General features: G+C 62.3%; 17 protein-coding genes. 4 read left to right on the top strand and 13 right to left on the bottom strand.

The window, feature by feature from the left end:
* Nucleotides 1-567 (bottom strand): SIS domain-containing protein, encoded by a 567-nt coding sequence (locus AC07SZ_RS03780; protein WP_056562356.1) that lies wholly within the window; start codon nt 565-567, stop codon nt 1-3.
* Between the two features lie 163 nt (nt 568-730).
* On the opposite strand from AC07SZ_RS03780, the gene AC07SZ_RS03775 reads away from it, so the two are divergent.
* Nucleotides 731-1,753: an aldo/keto reductase gene (locus tag AC07SZ_RS03775; protein ID WP_056562359.1), complete on the top strand. Its 1,023-nt coding sequence runs from the start codon at nt 731-733 to the stop codon at nt 1,751-1,753.
* 88 nt (nt 1,754-1,841) lie between these two features.
* On the opposite strand, the gene AC07SZ_RS03770 is transcribed toward AC07SZ_RS03775, so the two are convergent.
* From AC07SZ_RS03770 to clpP, 4 genes are all read right to left on the bottom strand, one after another.
* Nucleotides 1,842-2,114: an HU family DNA-binding protein gene (locus AC07SZ_RS03770; protein WP_006201846.1), complete on the bottom strand. Its 273-nt coding sequence runs from the start codon at nt 2,112-2,114 to the stop codon at nt 1,842-1,844.
* Nucleotides 2,115-2,310: 196 nt separating this feature from the next.
* On the bottom strand, nt 2,311-4,722 hold the full coding sequence (lon, locus tag AC07SZ_RS03765; protein ID WP_494913268.1) for an endopeptidase La: 2,412 nt from the start codon (nt 4,720-4,722) through the stop codon (nt 2,311-2,313).
* 273 nt (nt 4,723-4,995) lie between these two features.
* Complete coding sequence (clpX, locus tag AC07SZ_RS03760; protein WP_023759839.1) at nt 4,996-6,270, bottom strand: ATP-dependent Clp protease ATP-binding subunit ClpX; 1,275 nt, start codon at nt 6,268-6,270, stop codon at nt 4,996-4,998.
* 295 nt (nt 6,271-6,565) lie between these two features.
* Nucleotides 6,566-7,195, bottom strand: coding sequence for an ATP-dependent Clp endopeptidase proteolytic subunit ClpP (clpP, locus tag AC07SZ_RS03755; protein WP_056562366.1), 630 nt, complete (start codon nt 7,193-7,195; stop codon nt 6,566-6,568).
* 341 nt (nt 7,196-7,536) lie between these two features.
* Between clpP and AC07SZ_RS03750 the strand changes: the two genes are divergently transcribed.
* The gene (locus AC07SZ_RS03750; protein ID WP_494913266.1) at nt 7,537-8,127 is read left to right on the top strand and encodes a hypothetical protein; all 591 of its coding nucleotides are present in this window, start codon (nt 7,537-7,539) and stop codon (nt 8,125-8,127) included.
* A 49-nt stretch (nt 8,128-8,176) separates the two neighbouring features.
* On the top strand, nt 8,177-9,556 hold the full coding sequence (locus AC07SZ_RS03745; protein WP_494913264.1) for a pyridoxal phosphate-dependent decarboxylase family protein: 1,380 nt from the start codon (nt 8,177-8,179) through the stop codon (nt 9,554-9,556).
* A gap of 29 nt (nt 9,557-9,585) precedes the next feature.
* Here the strand turns inward: AC07SZ_RS03745 and AC07SZ_RS03740 are convergent, their stop codons facing one another.
* On the bottom strand, nt 9,586-10,689 hold the full coding sequence (locus AC07SZ_RS03740; RefSeq protein WP_494913262.1) for an NAD(P)/FAD-dependent oxidoreductase: 1,104 nt from the start codon (nt 10,687-10,689) through the stop codon (nt 9,586-9,588).
* A 103-nt stretch (nt 10,690-10,792) separates the two neighbouring features.
* Here AC07SZ_RS03740 and AC07SZ_RS03735 point away from each other — a divergent pair, with 103 nt between their 5' ends.
* Nucleotides 10,793-12,043, top strand: coding sequence for a cytochrome P450 (locus AC07SZ_RS03735; RefSeq protein ID WP_494913261.1), 1,251 nt, complete (start codon nt 10,793-10,795; stop codon nt 12,041-12,043).
* Nucleotides 12,044-12,241: 198 nt separating this feature from the next.
* Here the strand turns inward: AC07SZ_RS03735 and AC07SZ_RS03730 are convergent, their stop codons facing one another.
* From AC07SZ_RS03730 to AC07SZ_RS03700, 7 genes are all read right to left on the bottom strand, one after another.
* Complete coding sequence (locus tag AC07SZ_RS03730; protein WP_494913633.1) at nt 12,242-12,589, bottom strand: cupin domain-containing protein; 348 nt, start codon at nt 12,587-12,589, stop codon at nt 12,242-12,244.
* 91 nt (nt 12,590-12,680) lie between these two features.
* Nucleotides 12,681-13,961: an O-acetylhomoserine aminocarboxypropyltransferase gene (locus AC07SZ_RS03725; protein WP_056562381.1), complete on the bottom strand. Its 1,281-nt coding sequence runs from the start codon at nt 13,959-13,961 to the stop codon at nt 12,681-12,683.
* A 143-nt stretch (nt 13,962-14,104) separates the two neighbouring features.
* On the bottom strand, nt 14,105-14,626 hold the full coding sequence (locus tag AC07SZ_RS03720; protein WP_056562384.1) for a CoA-binding protein: 522 nt from the start codon (nt 14,624-14,626) through the stop codon (nt 14,105-14,107).
* A complete protein-coding gene (locus AC07SZ_RS03715) occupies nt 14,613-15,371 on the bottom strand; it encodes a GNAT family N-acetyltransferase (protein ID WP_056562388.1) in 759 nt (252 codons plus the stop codon). The genes AC07SZ_RS03720 and AC07SZ_RS03715 overlap by 14 nt, the downstream gene beginning before the upstream one ends.
* A gap of 11 nt (nt 15,372-15,382) precedes the next feature.
* Complete coding sequence (locus AC07SZ_RS03710; protein ID WP_056562391.1) at nt 15,383-16,165, bottom strand: AAA family ATPase; 783 nt, start codon at nt 16,163-16,165, stop codon at nt 15,383-15,385.
* Nucleotides 16,165-16,587, bottom strand: coding sequence for a VOC family protein (locus tag AC07SZ_RS03705; protein ID WP_056562394.1), 423 nt, complete (start codon nt 16,585-16,587; stop codon nt 16,165-16,167). The genes AC07SZ_RS03710 and AC07SZ_RS03705 overlap by 1 nt, the downstream gene beginning before the upstream one ends.
* Before the next feature lie 2 nt (nt 16,588-16,589).
* Complete coding sequence (locus tag AC07SZ_RS03700; RefSeq protein WP_056562397.1) at nt 16,590-17,411, bottom strand: enoyl-CoA hydratase; 822 nt, start codon at nt 17,409-17,411, stop codon at nt 16,590-16,592.
* Between the last annotated feature and the right edge of the window lie 24 nt (nt 17,412-17,435).

The raw sequence follows: 17,435 nt of genomic DNA, 5'->3' as shown, positions 1-17,435 counted from the left end.
CTATTCCATGTTGGTGTGGCGGGCGCGCATGGCTTCGGGCGACGCACCCGTCAGGGATTTGAGTTTCAGCACCATCACCTCGAACAGCAGGAACAGGGCTCCTTCGAACACCGAGCCCATCGGCAGGACCGAAGTCTTCTGTAGGCCCTGGTCATCGGCCATGGTCTGGGCCGGGATGAGCAGCGTGGTGTCGGCCAGTCCCGCGGCACTGCCGCCGGCCTGGGCGGTCAGCAGCAGATTGGTCGCGCCGACGTTGCGCGCAACCTGCATCAAGGTCAGCACTGTCGAGGTTTCTCCCGGCCCGGAACTGGACAGGAAAACATCGCCTGGACCCAGCGGCGGCGTGGTCATGTCGCCGACCACCGAGACAGGCAGGCCGAGATGGTAGAGCCGCATGGCGAAACCCTTGACCTGCAAAGCCTCGCGACCGCAGCCATAGACGACGATTTGCCCTGCATCGGCCAGCAGCTTGCAGGCGGCGTCGATGCTGCCTTCATCCATACGTGCCAGCACGCCGCCGAGCTCATCGAGCGCGGTCTTGAACAGGTTCTCGCTCGGCCCGCTCACGGCAAATCCCCCCTCCAAATCGTCCGGAAATTTTTCACGAACAGCTTGATTTGGTTCATGCTAGCAACCGCGAAAATGCGTGTCCAACGCTGTGCGACGCTTTTGCCTGATCGCAGGCGTGATAGTGTCATGTCAGACAAATCAACCTGGGAAACTGCAGGACATGAAGACACGGCATTTCGACCGCATCGGCAATGGCGGCATCACCTTCACCGAACTCGGCTTCGGCACGGCGCCGCTCGGCAATCTCTACCGCACCGTTTCGGACGAGGATGCCAATGCCACGCTGGATGCCGCCTGGGCGACCGGCTGCCGCTACTACGACACCGCGCCGCTCTATGGGCTCGGCCTGTCTGAAACGCGCCTCAATCCCTTCCTGCGCGGCAAGAAGCGCGACGACTATGTGCTGTCGAGCAAGGTCGGCCGCCTGATGCGCGCCTGCCCGCCCGAGCAGCGTACGGGCATCGGCAAGTTCTTCGACACGCCGTCGCGCCGCGAGGTGTACGATTACAGCTATGACGGCGTGATGCGCTCATTCGAGGCCTCGCTTGAGCGGCTTGGCGTGGACCGGATAGACATACTGTTCGTGCATGATGTCGACATCTTCACCCATGGCAGCAAGGAGGCGTCCGACCAGCGCATCGAGGAATTCATGCGCTCGGGCTATTATGGACTGCTATCGCTGCGCGACCAGGGCGTCATCAAGGCATTCGGCGGCGGCATCAACGAATGGCAGGTTGCCCAGACGCTGGCCGAGCGCGGCGATTTCGACCTGTTCCTGCTTGCCGGGCGTTACACGCTGCTCGAACAGGAAGCGCTGACATCCTTCCTGCCGCTCTGCCAGAAACGCGGCATCGGCATCGTTCTCGGTGGCCCCTACAATTCCGGCATCCTGGCGACGGGACCGAAACCCGGCGCCTACTACAACTACTCCGAAGCGCCGAGGGACGTTCTCGAGCGGGTCGCCGGCATCGAGGCGGTCTGCAAACGCCATGGCGTCAGGCTGATCGAGGCGGCGCTGCAATTTCCGCTGCTGCATCCCTCGGTCGTCTCGGTGATCCCCGGCGGCCAGCGGCCGAGCGAAGTCGAAAGCAACCGGGCGCTGCTCGACGCGAAACTGCCAGCAGCCCTTTGGGCCGACCTCAAGAAGGAAGGCCTGATGAGAGCCGATGCGCCGACCGCGTAACCAGGGACCATTCGCGCCGGCGTCAGGCACAAAAAAGAAAAGCCGAGGCAAGCCCGGCTTTTCTGGTCTCTGAAAAAGAAAAACGCGTTTAGTTGACGGCGTCCTTGAGGCCTTTGCCGGCCGAAAACTTCGGCACGGTGCGTGCCGGGATCTTCACTTCAGCGCCGGTCTGGGGGTTGCGGCCAGTCGAGGCCGCACGCTTTGACACGGTGAAGTTGCCAAAGCCGACAAGCCGGACATCGCCGCCCTTCTTCAGTTCGCCGGTGATGACGGAAAACACCGCATCGACCGCCGACTGCGCGTCACCCTTCGAAATGCTCGCGGCGTCGGCGACAGCGGACACCAGTTCGTTCTTGTTCATAAAAATTCCCTTCCATGAGAACACCGGAACTAACGACTCATCCGGCAGGAAACGGACTTTAGAAAGAAGCGTTCGCGCAACCAAGTCGAAAAGGCAGGAAAAAGTGGGAAAAAGCCCGGAAATCCGGGGTTTTTCACATGAAAAAGCCGGGCGCGAGGCCCGGCTTTCTGTTTGTGCGCTGCAACCTTAGAAATTTCTAATGTGCGAGCGACTTTCCAGCATCATCGGTACTGTCCGTCGAGGCCGGCGGACTGACCGGTTCGACCCATTCGATCGGCTCCGGCATACGCACCAGCGCGTGGCGCAACACCTCACCAACGCGTGAGACCGGAATGATCTCCATACCGTTCTTCACGTTGTCCGGAATCTCCGCCAGATCCTTGGCGTTGTCTTCCGGGATCAGCACCTTCTTGATGCCGCCGCGCAGCGCGGCGAGCAACTTCTCCTTGAGGCCGCCGATCGGCAAGATGCGGCCGCGAAGCGTTATCTCGCCAGTCATCGCCACATCGGCCCGGACCGGAATGCCCGTCAGTACCGACACAATGGCTGTCGCCATGGCAGCACCGGCGGACGGACCGTCCTTGGGCGTGGCGCCTTCCGGCAAGTGCACGTGGATGTCGCGCTTGTCGAACAGCGGCGGCTCGATGCCGAAATCGATGGCCCGCGAGCGGACATAGGAGGCCGCCGCCGAAATCGATTCCTTCATCACGTCGCGCAGGTTGCCCGTCACCGTCATGCGGCCCTTGCCGGGCATCATGACGCCTTCGATCGTCAGCAGCTCGCCGCCGACTTCCGTCCAGGCAAGCCCGGTAACGACGCCGACCTGATCATCAGCCTCGACCTGACCGAAGCGGTAGCGCTGGACACCAAGGTAGTCGGCGAGGTTCGCCGCCGTGATGTTCACCGTCTTCTTCTTCGTCTTCAGGATCTCGGTCACCGCCTTGCGCCCAAGCTTCATCAGCTCGCGCTCCAGGCTCCGGACGCCCGCTTCGCGGGTGTAGGTCTGGATGATGGCGCGGATCGCATCCTCTCCGACGGAGAATTCCTTCGGCTGCAGCGCGTGATCGCGGATCACCTTCGGCATCAGATGCCGCTTGGCGATCTCGATCTTCTCGTCCTCGGTATAGCCGGCGATACGGATGATCTCCATGCGGTCCATCAAGGGCGCGGGGATGTTCAGCGTGTTCGCCGTCGTCACGAACATCACGCTCGACAAGTCGTATTCGACCTCGAGGTAATGGTCCATGAACGTCGAGTTCTGTTCGGGGTCGAGCACCTCGAGCAGCGCCGACGACGGATCGCCACGGAAGTCCTGGCCCATCTTGTCGATCTCATCGAGCAGGAAGAGGGGGTTGGACTTCTTCGCCTTCTTCATCGACTGGATGACCTTGCCGGGCATCGAGCCGATATAGGTACGCCGATGGCCACGGATCTCGGCTTCGTCACGCACGCCGCCCAGCGCCATGCGGATGAATTCGCGACCGGTCGCCTTGGCGATCGACTTGCCGAGCGAGGTCTTGCCGACGCCGGGAGGGCCGACGAGGCACAGGATCGGCCCCTTCAGCTTCTTCTGACGGCTCTGCACGGCAAGATACTCGACGATGCGGTCCTTGACCTTGTCCAGGCCGAAGTGATCGGTATCGAGCACGTTCTGGGCATAGGCCAAATCCTGCTTGACCTTGGAGTTCTTGCCCCACGGGATCGACAGCAGCCAATCGAGGTAGTTGCGCACGACGGTCGATTCCGCCGACATCGGCGACATCGTCCTCAGCTTCTTCAACTCGGCTTCCGCCTTTTCGCGGGCCTCCTTGGAGAGCTTGGTCTTCTTGATACGCGCCTCGATCTCGGCGGCCTCGTCGCGGCCGTCCTCGCCTTCGCCGAGCTCCTTCTGGATCGCCTTCATCTGCTCGTTGAGGTAGTATTCGCGCTGCGTCTTCTCCATCTGGCGCTTGACGCGCGAGCGGATGCGCTTCTCCACCTGCAAGACGGAGATCTCGGCTTCCATGAAGCCCATCGCCTTTTCCAGTCGCTCCTTGACCGAGAGCGTGGCCAGCATTTCCTGCTTTTCAGGGATCTTGATGGCGAGATGCGAGGCAACCGTATCGGCGAGCTTGGAATAGTCGTCGATCTGGCTGGCGGCACCCACCACTTCAGGCGAGATTTTCTTGTTCAGCTTGACGTAGTTCTCGAAGTCGGTGACGACCGAGCGGGCCAGCGCCTCGACCTCGACCTCTTCCTCCTCCGGCTCGACCAGCGCCGAGGCGCGGGCTTCGTGGAAGTCGGGACGGTCGGTGAAGGAGACGATTTTCGCACGCGAGGCGCCCTCGACCAGAACCTTGACGGTGCCGTCGGGCAGCTTCAGCAATTGCAGCACATTGGCGAGCGTGCCGATGTCGAAGATCGCATCGGGCTCGGGATCGTCATCGGCGGCATTCATCTGGGTGGCAAGCAGGATCTGCTTCTCCTGCCCCATCACCTCTTCCAGCGCCTTGATCGACTTTTCGCGCCCGACAAAGAGCGGAACGATCATGTGCGGGAACACCACGATGTCGCGCAGTGGGAGGACTGCGAAGACGCCGTCGCTGGGAGCCTTGGATATTTTGGCCATTGTCCAACCTTTCATGTCGCGGTCGCCATCAGGCCAACCGCGAATCTTATATTAACGACCGGGGATCGTTCCGCCTACCACCGTTTGTGACGGGAGTTTTACAGCACAGAAACCGGGCACCTCGGCCTTCTGGTGTTAGGTGGATGCAAGCGGGGCAAAGATCAAGATGTAACATCGTCCGCAATCCACTCCATCGCCGAGGTCGCGTGCCCTTCACAGCAAAACGGCGCCGCAACGGCGCCGTTCCATAAAAATATAGGGTGAAGTGCCATGTCAGGCACTGACGTTGCCCTTCTTTTCCTTCTGTTCGGAATAGATATAGAGCGGCCGGGCGCTGCCGGTCACCACTTCCTCCGAAATCACCACTTCGCGCACGCCTTCCAGCGCGGGCAGTTCGAACATGGTATCGAGCAGGATCGCTTCCATGATCGAACGCAGGCCGCGCGCGCCGGTCTTGCGCTCGATGGCGCGCTTGGCGATCGCCGACAGGGCGTTCTCGTGGAAGGTCAGGTCGACATTCTCCATCTCGAACAGCCGCTGATACTGCTTGACCAGAGCGTTCTTCGGCTCGGTCAGGATCTGGATCAGCGCAGGCTCGTCGAGGTCCTCCAGCGTCGCCAGAACCGGCAGGCGGCCGACGAACTCCGGAATGAGCCCGAACTTCAACAGATCCTCGGGCTCGACCAGGCGGAAGACATCGCCGGTGCGGCGATCCTCGGGCGAGGCAACGATGGCGCCGAAGCCGATCGAGGTCTTGCGGCCGCGATCCGAGATGATCTTGTCCAGCCCGGCGAAGGCACCGCCGCAGATGAACAGGATGTTGGCGGTGTCGACCTGCAGGAATTCCTGCTGCGGATGCTTCCTGCCGCCCTGCGGCGGCACGGAGGCGACCGTGCCTTCCATGATCTTCAACAGTGCCTGCTGCACGCCCTCGCCCGACACGTCGCGGGTGATCGAGGGATTGTCGGACTTGCGCGAAATCTTGTCGATCTCGTCGATGTAGACGATACCGCGCTGGGCGCGCTCGACATTGTAGTCGGCCGACTGCAGCAGCTTCAGGATGATGTTCTCGACATCCTCGCCGACATAACCGGCTTCGGTCAGCGTCGTGGCATCCGCCATGGTGAAAGGCACGTCGATGATGCGGGCCAGCGTCTGCGCAAGCAGCGTCTTGCCGCAACCGGTCGGACCGATCAGCAGGATGTTGGACTTGGCCAGCTCGACGTCGTTGTTCTTGCCGGCATGGGCGAGGCGCTTGTAGTGGTTGTGGACCGCCACCGACAGCACGCGCTTGGCGTAGGGCTGGCCGATGACATAGTCGTCGAGAACCTTGAGGATCTCCTGCGGTGTCGGCACGCCCTCGCGCGACTTCACCATCGAGGTCTTGTTCTCCTCACGGATGATGTCCATGCAGAGCTCGACGCATTCGTCGCAGATGAAGACCGTCGGACCGGCGATCAGCTTGCGCACCTCATGCTGGCTTTTGCCGCAAAACGAGCAATAAAGCGTGTTCTTCGAGTCACCGCTGTTGTTGCCGACCTTGCTCATTTTCCTGTCCTTTCATGGCCGCCCGCCGATGGTCTGGCTGAAAGGGCGCACACTCTATTTATCGCGGGAATCCGCCGCCGCCAGTATCCCGGCTCCCGCAACGTATTCCGTACGAAACACAAATCAGAAAACGTGGCAATGATTCGCAGCAACCCCACACAAAGCTAAGCCGTCGAAAATCAACATAGCCTTAACGTAGGCAATCCCAACCGTCGAGGGAACAGCCAATTGTGGCCGAAATGCCGCAAGAGGCACCAAAAGCGCGTGATGGTGCCATCCAACTGCCACCAAGCCCTTATGCCACAGCACCTTCGGCCGGTTCGCGCGACGAAATGACCTTGTCGATGAGGCCGAAGTCCTTGGCTTCGTCGGCGGTCATGAAATGGTCGCGGTCGAGCGTGCGTTCAATCTCTTCGTAGCTCTTGCCGGTGTGCTTGACGTAGACCTCGTTGAGACGGCGCTTCAGCTTGACGATATCCATGGCATGGCGCTCGATGTCGGAGGCCTGCCCTTGGAAGCCGCCGGACGGCTGGTGAACCATGATGCGGGCATTCGGCGTGGCGAAGCGCATGTCCTTGTGGCCGGCGGTCAGCAATAGCGAGCCCATCGAGGCCGCCTGGCCGATGCAGAGCGTCGAAACGGCCGGCTTGATGAACTGCATGGTGTCGTAGATCGCCATGCCCGAGGTGACGACGCCACCCGGCGAATTGATGTAGAGGTTGATTTCCTTCTTCGGATTCTCGGCTTCAAGGAACAGAAGCTGCGCGCAGACCAGCGTCGCCATGCCGTCCTCGACCGGACCGGTGATGAAAATGATGCGCTCCTTGAGGAGGCGCGAGAAGATGTCGTAGGCCCGCTCGCCGCGATTGGTCTGTTCGACCACCATCGGAACGAGGTTCATGTAGGTTTCGACGGGGTTCTTCATCTGATGTCTCTTATCTCGCGGTGGGATTCCGGCGCCGGGAATGCCGGCAGATCGGGCAGAATCGGTTCTGGATCGTTGTTCCGTAGATAGGATGCCGGCTCATCCTTGTGCAAGGCCGACCCGTCCTAGCCATCTGGGTAAGTCGAATCAAGCTTTACGGCCCAGGATTCGTCACGGTGACGGCCCCAAACGCACCATGGCCGCACAACCAAGCCGCCGGCGCGTAGCAATTTCTTAACCGCGTCACTTAACGAAGTGCGGCGAAACCGCTTTTCTCCCGGACCGCCTACCCTACAATTCAACGTTGAACTTTTGGCTGCGGTTCAAACAGGGGGAGTGTCATGTTCAGGAGAAGCGTATCCTTCGCCGTTGCCGGGCTGGCCATGCTCGGCACCACTTGGCAGACGGCGGCAGCCGGCCGCGCCGTGGAATGCTACGAACCGGTCCGCACGCCTGATGTCTACGACACTGTCTATGAAGACGTGATGGTCAGCCCACCCGGCCAGCAGGTCGACTACACCCCACCCATCTACGGCACGCGTGAACGTGTGGTGATGACCGTTCCGGCACAGGTGACCTACGAGGTCGTGCCGGCCGTCACCCGCACCGTCTATCACACGGTGAAGGTCAATGGCGGCGGCTATTCCTGGGAATGGCGTGTCATCCATGGCCGCAAGGTGCTGTGCAAGGTCTGGCACAAGGCGCGCTACGAACGCGTCGCCGAGACGGTGGTCATCCAGCCCGAACGCACGCGGCGCATCGTCATTCCGGCGCAATACGACCAGATCGCCGAGGAAGTGCTGGTGCGGCCGGAGCAAAGGCGCGTCATCGACGTTCCCGCGTCTTACCAGACCGTGGCGCGGCGCGTGCTGGTCCGCGAAGGATCGTCGGGCTGGCGGCGCGTGCATATTCCCAGGCATTGCCAGGATTAGCGGGGATAGCATAGCCTGCGCCACAGCGGATCTCCGTTGGGCTAAGGACATGCGCGACCTGGAAATTTCCAATCAAGAACTATCGGATCTCGCGGAAGAAGCCGTGGATCTGGCCAAAAGCTATTGGGCGTCCCTCGAGGAACGTCAGGCGTATCCCTCGACCAGCGGCAAGAATACGACTGAACTCTTCTTGCGGCCTTGGGCGGAGAATGCGCGTGGCCGGGACGTCCTCCAGGATTTCAAGTCGATTGCTGAGCATGCGCGGCCTGCAACCGGCAGGTTCTTTGGTTACGTCCTCGGCTCAGGCGAACCAATCGGCGCCCTGGGCGAATTGCTGGCCGCGGTGCTCAATCAGAATGTGACGTCGTGGCGGTCGGCACCGGCGGCGACGTCGATCGAACGCACCGTTGTCGGATGGTTGGCGGAAGCCGTCGGCTGCGCGGGATTTACCGGCAGCCTGTGCGGTGGCGGCTCGATGGCCAACCTCATGGCGTTGGCGATGGCGCGAGAAGCGAAGCTGCCAGCCAACGAAACAGGCGCACGACCCTGCGTAATCTACGCTTCAGAACAAGTGCACATGTCTATCCCAAAGGCCGTCGCGCTGTTGGGCATAGGCAGAAAAAATCTTCGCCTGATCCCTGTCGACGATAAGTTCAGGATGCGCCCGGACGCCCTCCGGGCGGCAATAGCAGCCGACGGCGAGGCCGGCAACACGCCAATCGCCATCGTGGCCACGGTCGGTACCATCGTCTCCGGCGCGATCGATCCTCTCCCCGAAATTGCCGACATCGCCCGAAGAGAGGCCCTGTGGATGCACGTCGATGGTGCCTATGGGGGACTGGCGGCCCTGGCGGTTCCGGAAAAATTCCAGGGATTGTCTTTGGCGGATTCATTGTCGCTCGACGCACACAAATGGCTCTATCAACCACTCGATTGCGGCTGCCTGCTCAATCGCCATCCAGACATTGCGCGCACGACGTTCTCGCACAGCGACGATTACGTCAGGATACTGAGCGAAGACCCCACGGAAGCATTTGCCTTCTTTGAGGAGTCGATCGAGCTCTCGCGACGCTTCCGCGCGCTGAAGCTCTGGATGTCGCTGCAGTATCACGGACGCAGTGCCTATCGCGAGGCTATTGCGCGCGATCTCCACCATGCGCAAATGCTGGCTCGGACAATCGCAACGAGGCCTGAACTGGAACAGCTTGCGCCGGTATCGCTGAGCGCGGTCTGTTTTCGCCACCGCTTGAAGGACAATGAAGCGATCCTGCGCCGCGTGATTGCGCGCGGCCGGGTATACCTGTCAAATGCCTCGATCAACGGCCAGTTCGCGTTGCGGGCGTGTTTCGTCAATCACCGAACGACGCCAGATGACGTACAGGAGATTGTTTCCGAAGTCATAGCCGCCGCTGACGAGCTCAATCACTGAGCCGTCGCATGTCTCGGCCTGGCTTGCACTCAAGCCACCTCCGCCCGCAGCCATTGCTTCAGCCCCGCGACATCGCCATTGCCGACCGCAGCCGCAACGCGCCGACCGACCGCCGCCCCGAACTTGTAGCCGTGACCTGAGCAGGCCGAGACGACAAGGCACCTGCCCTTCTCATGGGCGAGAAATCTCTCGTCCTCGGTGAAAGTGTAGGCGCAGGTGACGACCTCGGTCACCTCATACTCCTCGATGCGGGCGATCGGCGGCGAAAACAGGTTGCGGATCGCCTCGCCCTCGCCCGGCACCGGATCGCGGTTCCAGTCCGCATCGCTGGTCGGCACCCGGTGCAGACCTGAGCCGAATTTCATGCCGGCGCCGCCGGAGGGCGGGATCACGTAGCCATCGACAGCGCCACCGACGTCGAGGACGACGGGTGCCGCCTTCCAGGCCGCCTTGAGGTCTGCAGGCGGTTCGACATAAGCGAGCGCGGTTCGATACGTCTTCAGTGCGCCGCCCAGTTCGGGAAACAATCTCAGCACCCAGGCGCCGGCGGCGGCGACGATGCGATCGGCCTGCATGGTTTCGCCGCTTTCGAGCACGATGCGGCCGGCCTCGGAATCGACCTCCGTCACCTTGCTGTGTTCATAGACATTGGCGCCGTTGGCGCGGAGCCAGGCGGCAAGGCCGGAAGCGATCTTGCGGCAGTGGAGCGCGCCGCCTTCCGGTGAATAGTATGCATAGCGGAATGTGCCCGGCTCAAGGAAAGGCCAACGCCTGACCGCGGCGTCTGGCTCGAACAGCTCGAAGGGAAAATTCCCTTCCTCGAGGCCCTCGCGGTATTCCTCGGCCTCGTCACCGGCCTCGCGGGAAATGCACACGAAACCGCGCGCATCAAGATGACTTTCGCCGAGATCGGCCCACATCTCGTCCCAGGCTTCATAGGCCTCTGTGATCAGCCGGCCGTAACCGGTTCCGGCCCGATAGGCGCGACGGATGATGCGGTGATGATCGCCCGACGCGGCCAGCGGATTGGGGATCGGTCCCTGCTCGACGATCGACACGCCGTGGCCCGCCTTGACCAGCGACCACGCCGTGGAGAGACCGGCAATACCCGCACCGACGACAATCACATTCATCCGCTCAGACCTCCGCAGCCGCCTCGGCTGGCTCAATTCATGGGTTGTCGCGCGCCAACATACGGTCTGGAATGAGGCTGGCAAGCCGCGCTATGGGTCTGGCATGACCAAATTGACGCTCCCCTACACCGCCTTTGATCCAGCCACACGCCTGCTGAGGCTCGACCCGCACGAGCCGGCTTTCTTCCTGAATCCGTACGAGGCCTATGCCTTCCTGCACGGCGCATCGAATGCGTTCTACTGGGAAGAGTTCGGCTTCTGGTGCTTCGGCGGCTTCGACGATGTCAACCGGCTGCTGCGCGATCGCCGTTTCGGCCGCCAGAACCCGGCCGGCATTCCCGACAGCCGCGGCGTCGGCCAGGACCGAAGCCATCTCACGGCATTCGACGGCGTCGAAGCCAATTCGATGCTGGAGCTGGAACCGCCGGTGCACACGCGGCTGAGGACGCTGGTCAACCGGGCCTTTGTCTCGCGCCAGGTCGAACGGCTGCGACCGCGGGTCGAGGCACTCGCCAACGAGCTGATCGACCGTTTTGATCCGGCTGGTCCAGTCGACCTTTTGCCCGCCTTCGCTTCGCCCCTGCCGATCACCATCATCGCCGAAATGCTTGGCGTGCCGGTCGAGATGGGACCGCAACTGCTCGACTGGTCCCATCAGATGGTCGCCATGTACATCCATGGCCGCAGCCGCGAGACCGAGGAGACAGCCAATCGCGCGGCGGGTGAATTCGCCGATTTCCTGCGCGGCTGCGTCACCGAACGACGCAAGAACCCTGGTGACGATCTGCTGTCGCTGCTTATCTCGGCGCAGGAAGACGGCCAGAGGCTGTCGGAGGACGAGATGGTGTCCTCGGCGATCCTGCTGCTCAATGCCGGCCACGAGGCGACCGTGCACCAGACCGGCAATGCGGTGCGCTCGATCCTGGCGCAAGGCGGTGACCCCGGCCGCTTCTTCACCTCACCCGAAGCGACCGCCGCCACCGTCGAGGAATGCCTGCGCTTCGACGCGCCGCTGCACATGTTCACGCGCTACGCCTATCAGGAGATCGAGATCGCGCCTGGCATCGTCGTGCAGCCGGGCCAGACGATCGGGCTTTTGCTCGGCATGGCCAATCATGATCCGCGCGCCTTCGCCGAACCGCGGGCCTTCCGGCCGGATCGTGCGGACCAGAAGAACGTATCCTTCGGCGCCGGCATTCATTTCTGCATCGGCGCGCCGCTGGCCCGGCTCGAACTGCAGGTGTCGCTGAAGACTTTGTTCGACCGGCATCCGCGACTGCATCTTGCCGAACAGCCCCGCTTTCGCGACACTTACCACTTCCACGGGCTGGAAACGCTCGCCGTCGGCTTCTGACGATCGCGGGCCTGGGGCTGCGTCATCAGACTGTTGGAGACCGGCGACGGCGTTCGCATTGGCGTCTCTATGCGCCTGCACTGAGCTGCAAGCACCCAGCAACAGCCGGATTCCGATCTCGAAGCGCAGAACGCCGATCTGCCGACGGCGCACGACAAGGCGTCGGAAGCCTGCCTCAGCCAGTTTCCGGCGAAGTGATCACAGCTTGATCACATACTCCTTGCGGGTCGTTTCAAGCACTTCCCAGCAGCCCTTGAAGCCCGGCCTCAGCACGAAACTGTCGCCGGACTTGACGGTGCGTGCTTGCCCTCCGTCTTCCGCGATCACCGAAACGCCGGACAGAATGTGGCAGAACTCCCATTCGTCATAGACGATGCGCCATTTGCCAGGGGTCGATTCCCAGATGCCGGCATAGAGGCCGTCGTCGCGCTCCTCGGCATTCCAGGTGCGGAATTTCGGATCGCCCGAGATCAGCCGATCCAGCGCCGGCGCGCCGGATTCTGGTTCGACGCCGTCAATTGATATTGTCAGGTAATGCGCGGACAGAATTTGCCTCCATTAAAAGAGCCGGCTTCGCGCCGGCTCGCCCCCACCCCGGCGCTAACGCGCCGACCCTCCCCGCAAGGGAGGGTAAGGATCAAACCTTGGCGAGCGCCTGTTCGAGGTCGGCGACAATGTCGGTGACGTCCTCGATGCCGATGGAAAGCCGCACGGTGTCCGGGCCGGCGCCGGCCTTGACCTTCTGCTCGTCGGAAAGCTGGCGGTGCGTGGTCGACGCCGGATGGATGACGAGCGACTTGGTATCGCCGACGTTGGCCAGATGCGAAAACAGCTCGAGCGCCTCGACGAATTTGACGCCGGCCTCATAACCGCCCTTGAGGCCGAAGGTGAACACGGCGCCCGCGCCAAGGGGCGAGTATTTCTTCTGCAGCGCATTGTTCTTGTCGCTGGGCAGGCCGGGATAGTTCACCCAGGCGACCTTGGGGTGGTTGGACAGCCAGCCCGCGACCGTGACGGCATTGTCGCAGTGGCGCTGCATGCGCAGCGGCAGGGTTTCGAGGCCGGTCAGGATGAGAAAGGCGTTGAAAGGCGAGATCGCCGGGCCGAGGTCGCGCAGGCCGAGCACGCGCGCGGCTATGGCGAAAGCGAAATTGCCGAAGGTCTCATGCAGGACGAGGCCGCCATATTCGGGGCGCGGTTCCGACAGCATCGGGTACTTGCCCGACTTCGACCAGTCGAAGGTGCCGCCGTCGACAATGACGCCGCCGATGGAATTGCCATGGCCACCGATGAACTTGGTCAGCGAGTGGACGACGATGTCGGCGCCATGCTCGATCGGCCGGATCAAATAGGGCGAGGCCAGCGTGTTGTCGACGATCAGCGGCAGGCCGTGCTTACGGGCGATGTCGCCGATCTTTTCGATATCGACGAAGGTGCCGCCCGGATTGGCAAGGCTCTCGATGAAGATCGCCTTGGTCTTGTTGTCGATCTGGCTTTCAAAGGTCGAGAGGTCGTTGGTGTCGGCCCAGCGCACTTCCCAGCCATAATTCTTGAAGGCGTGGCCAAACTGGTTGATCGAACCGCCATAGAGCTTGTTGGCGGCGACGAAATTGTCGCCCGGCTGCATCAGATTGTGGAACACGATCACCTGCGCGGCGTGACCGGACGCGACCGCAAGGGCAGCCGTGCCGCCCTCGAGTGCGGCGACGCGCTCTTCGAGCACCGCCTGCGTCGGGTTCATGATGCGGGTATAGATGTTGCCGAACGCCTTCAGGCCGAACAGCGAGGCGGCGTGGTCGGCGTCATCGAAGACGAAGGAGGTCGTCTGGTATATCGGCGTGGCGCGCGCGCCGGTGGCCGGATCGGGCTTGGCGCCGGCATGGACGGCGAGCGTGTTGAAACCGGGCGTACGGGTCACTTAAACCTCCCTTTGAACTTCTCGAATTGGCCGCGCATTCTTGGCGAAGGCCGCGCGTGAATGCAAAGAAGAAAATACCTTTCGGCAAACGATTTGTGATGAACGCGCCAGAAAATACCTTTCTTCCCGGAATAATTTTGCGTCTATTTCTGGCGCACGCCAAAGCTCTGGAAGCCCTGGCGCATCAGCGGCTTCTTTGACGACAGCACCCCGGAATTGACACCGGTCCAGCCGATCTCGCCGGACAGCTTGCCGTACTCGATCTTGGGGCAACGGTTCATCACCACCTTGACGCCGGCGGCTTCGGCGCGGGCGGCCGCCTCGTCATGGCGCACGCCAAGCTGCATCCAGACGACCTTCGGCAAGGGATCGAGGCGCAAGGCCTCGTCGACGATGCCGGGCACAGCCGCCGGGGCGCGAAAGATATCGACCATGTCGATCGGCCCGGGAACATCGGCGAGGCTGGCATAGGTCATGCGGCCGAGGATTTCCTTGCCAGCCTGGCCAGGATTGATCGGGAACACCAAAAAGCCCTTGGCCAGCAAGTACTTCAGGACGAAGTAGCTTGGCCTCACGTCGTTGGCGGACGCGCCGACCATGGCGATGGTCTTCACCGAATTGAGGATGCCGGCAATGTAGGTGTTGTCGTAGCTATCGTGGTTCATACGGCTTCCTGCGGTAGTGATATCGATAGAGTTCGCGATTGAACCCCAGCGAGGCATAGAGCGCGCGGCCCGGCACGTTGTCGGCCACAACCTGGAGGCATGCCGCCGAGGCACCTGCCTGTCGCGCCCAGTCGATCAGGCCGCCAACGGTCTTGCGCCCCAGGCCTTGCTGCCTGAAGCGGCGATCCGTTTCAACCGATTCCACCACAAGCAGCCCATCGCGAATGACGCCATAGGCCAGGGCGGCAATTACGCTGTCGTGTTCGCAGGATACGAATGCCCGCTCACCGATGATCAGCCCAGTCATATCGCGAAAGACGCGGCTGTCGGTGTCGTCATAGGCGCCCATGCGGAACCGCGCAGCGAACCAGTCCTCGCTTGGCATTGGCGAAACCGAGACGTGTTCGTCGCGAACCTCCGCCAAATCGTCGATCCCCGCATGGAGATGGATTGTTCCGCCCTCCAACTGGTAGCCGCGACCGTCGAGCGCGGCCACGAGTTCGTCGGCGATATCAGGCACGCGGAAGAGAGGCGTCTGGCCATGACCGATATAAAAGGCCTCGGCAGCGTCGAGCACTGTTTCAGGCGCTCCCCGCCTGCCCCGCAAAGGATTGGCTGAGTTCGCGCGCCGGGTCCTGCCACCCGAGCGCCTCAGAACCCAGCCATGGAAGACCGTCTCGGAGGCCGCCGGCCAGGCTGCGCGGCATGCCTCTTCCATCCGCCAATTGAGATCGTCGTCAGCCATGCGCGCCCCCGTCACGCGTCGGCTTCCCGCAGCGCTTCCTCCATAAACATGTCGGGGTCGCTGCAGAAGTCGCGCATCATGCGAAAGTGATCGGTGTCGGTGAAATCTGTCGGGTCGAGCCCGAACCGGCTGATGCGGAACAATTGCGCTCCGGGACAAGCCATCAACAGCGGCGAGTGTGTCGCCATGATCACCTGCGCGGTGCCGGACTGGTCCATGCGCCGCAGCATCTTGAGCAGTTCGATCTGGCGCGATGGCGAAAGCGCGCTCTCCGGTTCGTCGAGGATGTAGATGCCTTGCCTGCGGCAGCGCTCCTCGAAAAAGCGGATGAACCCCTCGCCGTGCGACCAGGAGAGGAAATCCGGCGGCGGCGGCTTGAACGGGTCTTCCAGTGCCGCCTGGTCGAGGTAACGTGCCACGGAATAGAAGGATTCGGCGCGAAAGAACCAGCCGGCGGTAACCTTTGGCAGCCAGTGGCCACGGAATGTGTTGGCCAATGCGGCGCCGCTCTTGTCGATGGCGCTGGAGTGGTCGACCGGGCGATAGCCCTTGCCGCCGCCGGCCTCGTCGTAGCCGGCCAAAGCGCCGATCGCCTCGAGAAGCGTGGATTTGCCGGTGCCGTTCTCGCCGACGATGATGGTGATGGGGGTGGTGAATTCGAGTTGGAATTCGTGGCCGCGAAAGAGCGGCAGGTTCCAGGGATATTTTTCCCAGTCGGACACCCGCTCCGGATCGAGCAGGATACGCTTGAGATAGGGCGCCTTGAGCCGTGTCAGCTGTTTGCGGTAGGCCATCAATCAGGCAGCGAAATCGTGCCGTCTTCGGCGATCGGAAAGGCCGGATTGTGCGCCACTTCCCAGACATGCCCGTCGGCATCGGCGAAATAACCGTACCAGCCGCCCCAGAAGGCGCGGCCGGCCGGCTTGACGATACGGCCGCCGGCTTTCTCAGCCATCGCCAGCACCTCGTCGACTTCAGCGTCGGAGCGGGTGTTGTAGGCGAGATAGACAGCGGAGGGCGCCCTGGCGAAGGTGATGCCCGAATCCGCCTCGGCGCTGGCACGCGGAAACAGGCCGAGAATGGCGCCGCCCATCTGGAAGAAGGCGACGCCGTCGGTGATGCCGGCATGCCGCCTCAGGCCCATCGCCTCGTAGAACCGCACGGCGCGATCGAGATCGTCCGTGGCGATGGTGACGATGGAGATGCGCGGTTCCACGGTTACTCGTCCGTCCATTCCGGCTTGCGCTTGCCGATGAAGGCGCCGATGCCCTCCTCCGCGTCGCGCGCCAGCATGTTCTCGACCATGACGCGGCCGGTATAGGCATAGGCATCCGCCAGCCCCATCTCGGCCTGCGCGTAAAAGGCCTCCTTGCCGATCTTCACCACCAAAGATGATTTGGAAGCAATGGTTTGCGCGTATTTGGTGACGATCTGATTCAGGTATTCGCGCGGCACGACGCGGTTTACCAGGCCGAATTCCTTGGCGGTGGCCGCGTCGATCGTCTCGCCGGTCAGGAGCATCTCCATCGCCTGTTTGCGCGAGACGTTGCGCGACAGCGCCACCATCGGCGTGGAACAGAACAGCCCGATGTTGACGCCCGGCGTGCAGAACGTCGCCTCATGGGAGGCGATCGCCAGGTCGCAGCTGGCGACAAGCTGCAGGCCGGCGGCGGTCGCCAGGCCGTCGACTTCGGCGATGACAGGCAAGGGATGGCGCACAATCGCCTGCATCAGCGTCGCACAGGCGGCGAACGTCTCTTCGAAAAAGGCCTTGCCGCGATCGGCGTCGGCGCGGCGCGCCGTCATTTCCTTGAGATCATGGCCGGCGCAGAATACTTTTCCGGCTGCCGACAGCACGATGACGCGAACGGCCTTGTCGTGCTTGGCGCGGTCGAGTTCGGCGGTCAGTGCCGCCATTACCCCAAGCGACAGGGCGTTGGCAGGAGGATTGGAGAGCGTCAGGCGCAGCACACCCTTGTCCAGCCTGGTCGTGACCGGCCCTTCGACAGCGACAGGCTTGATGGCAAGGATTTCGGCCATGGCTGAGATCTCCGCGATTCCGAA

The sequence above is a fragment of the Mesorhizobium sp. GW821-FHT07A06 genome (assembly GCF_059419085.1).
This window is presented reverse-complemented; position numbering and strand designations above follow the sequence as displayed.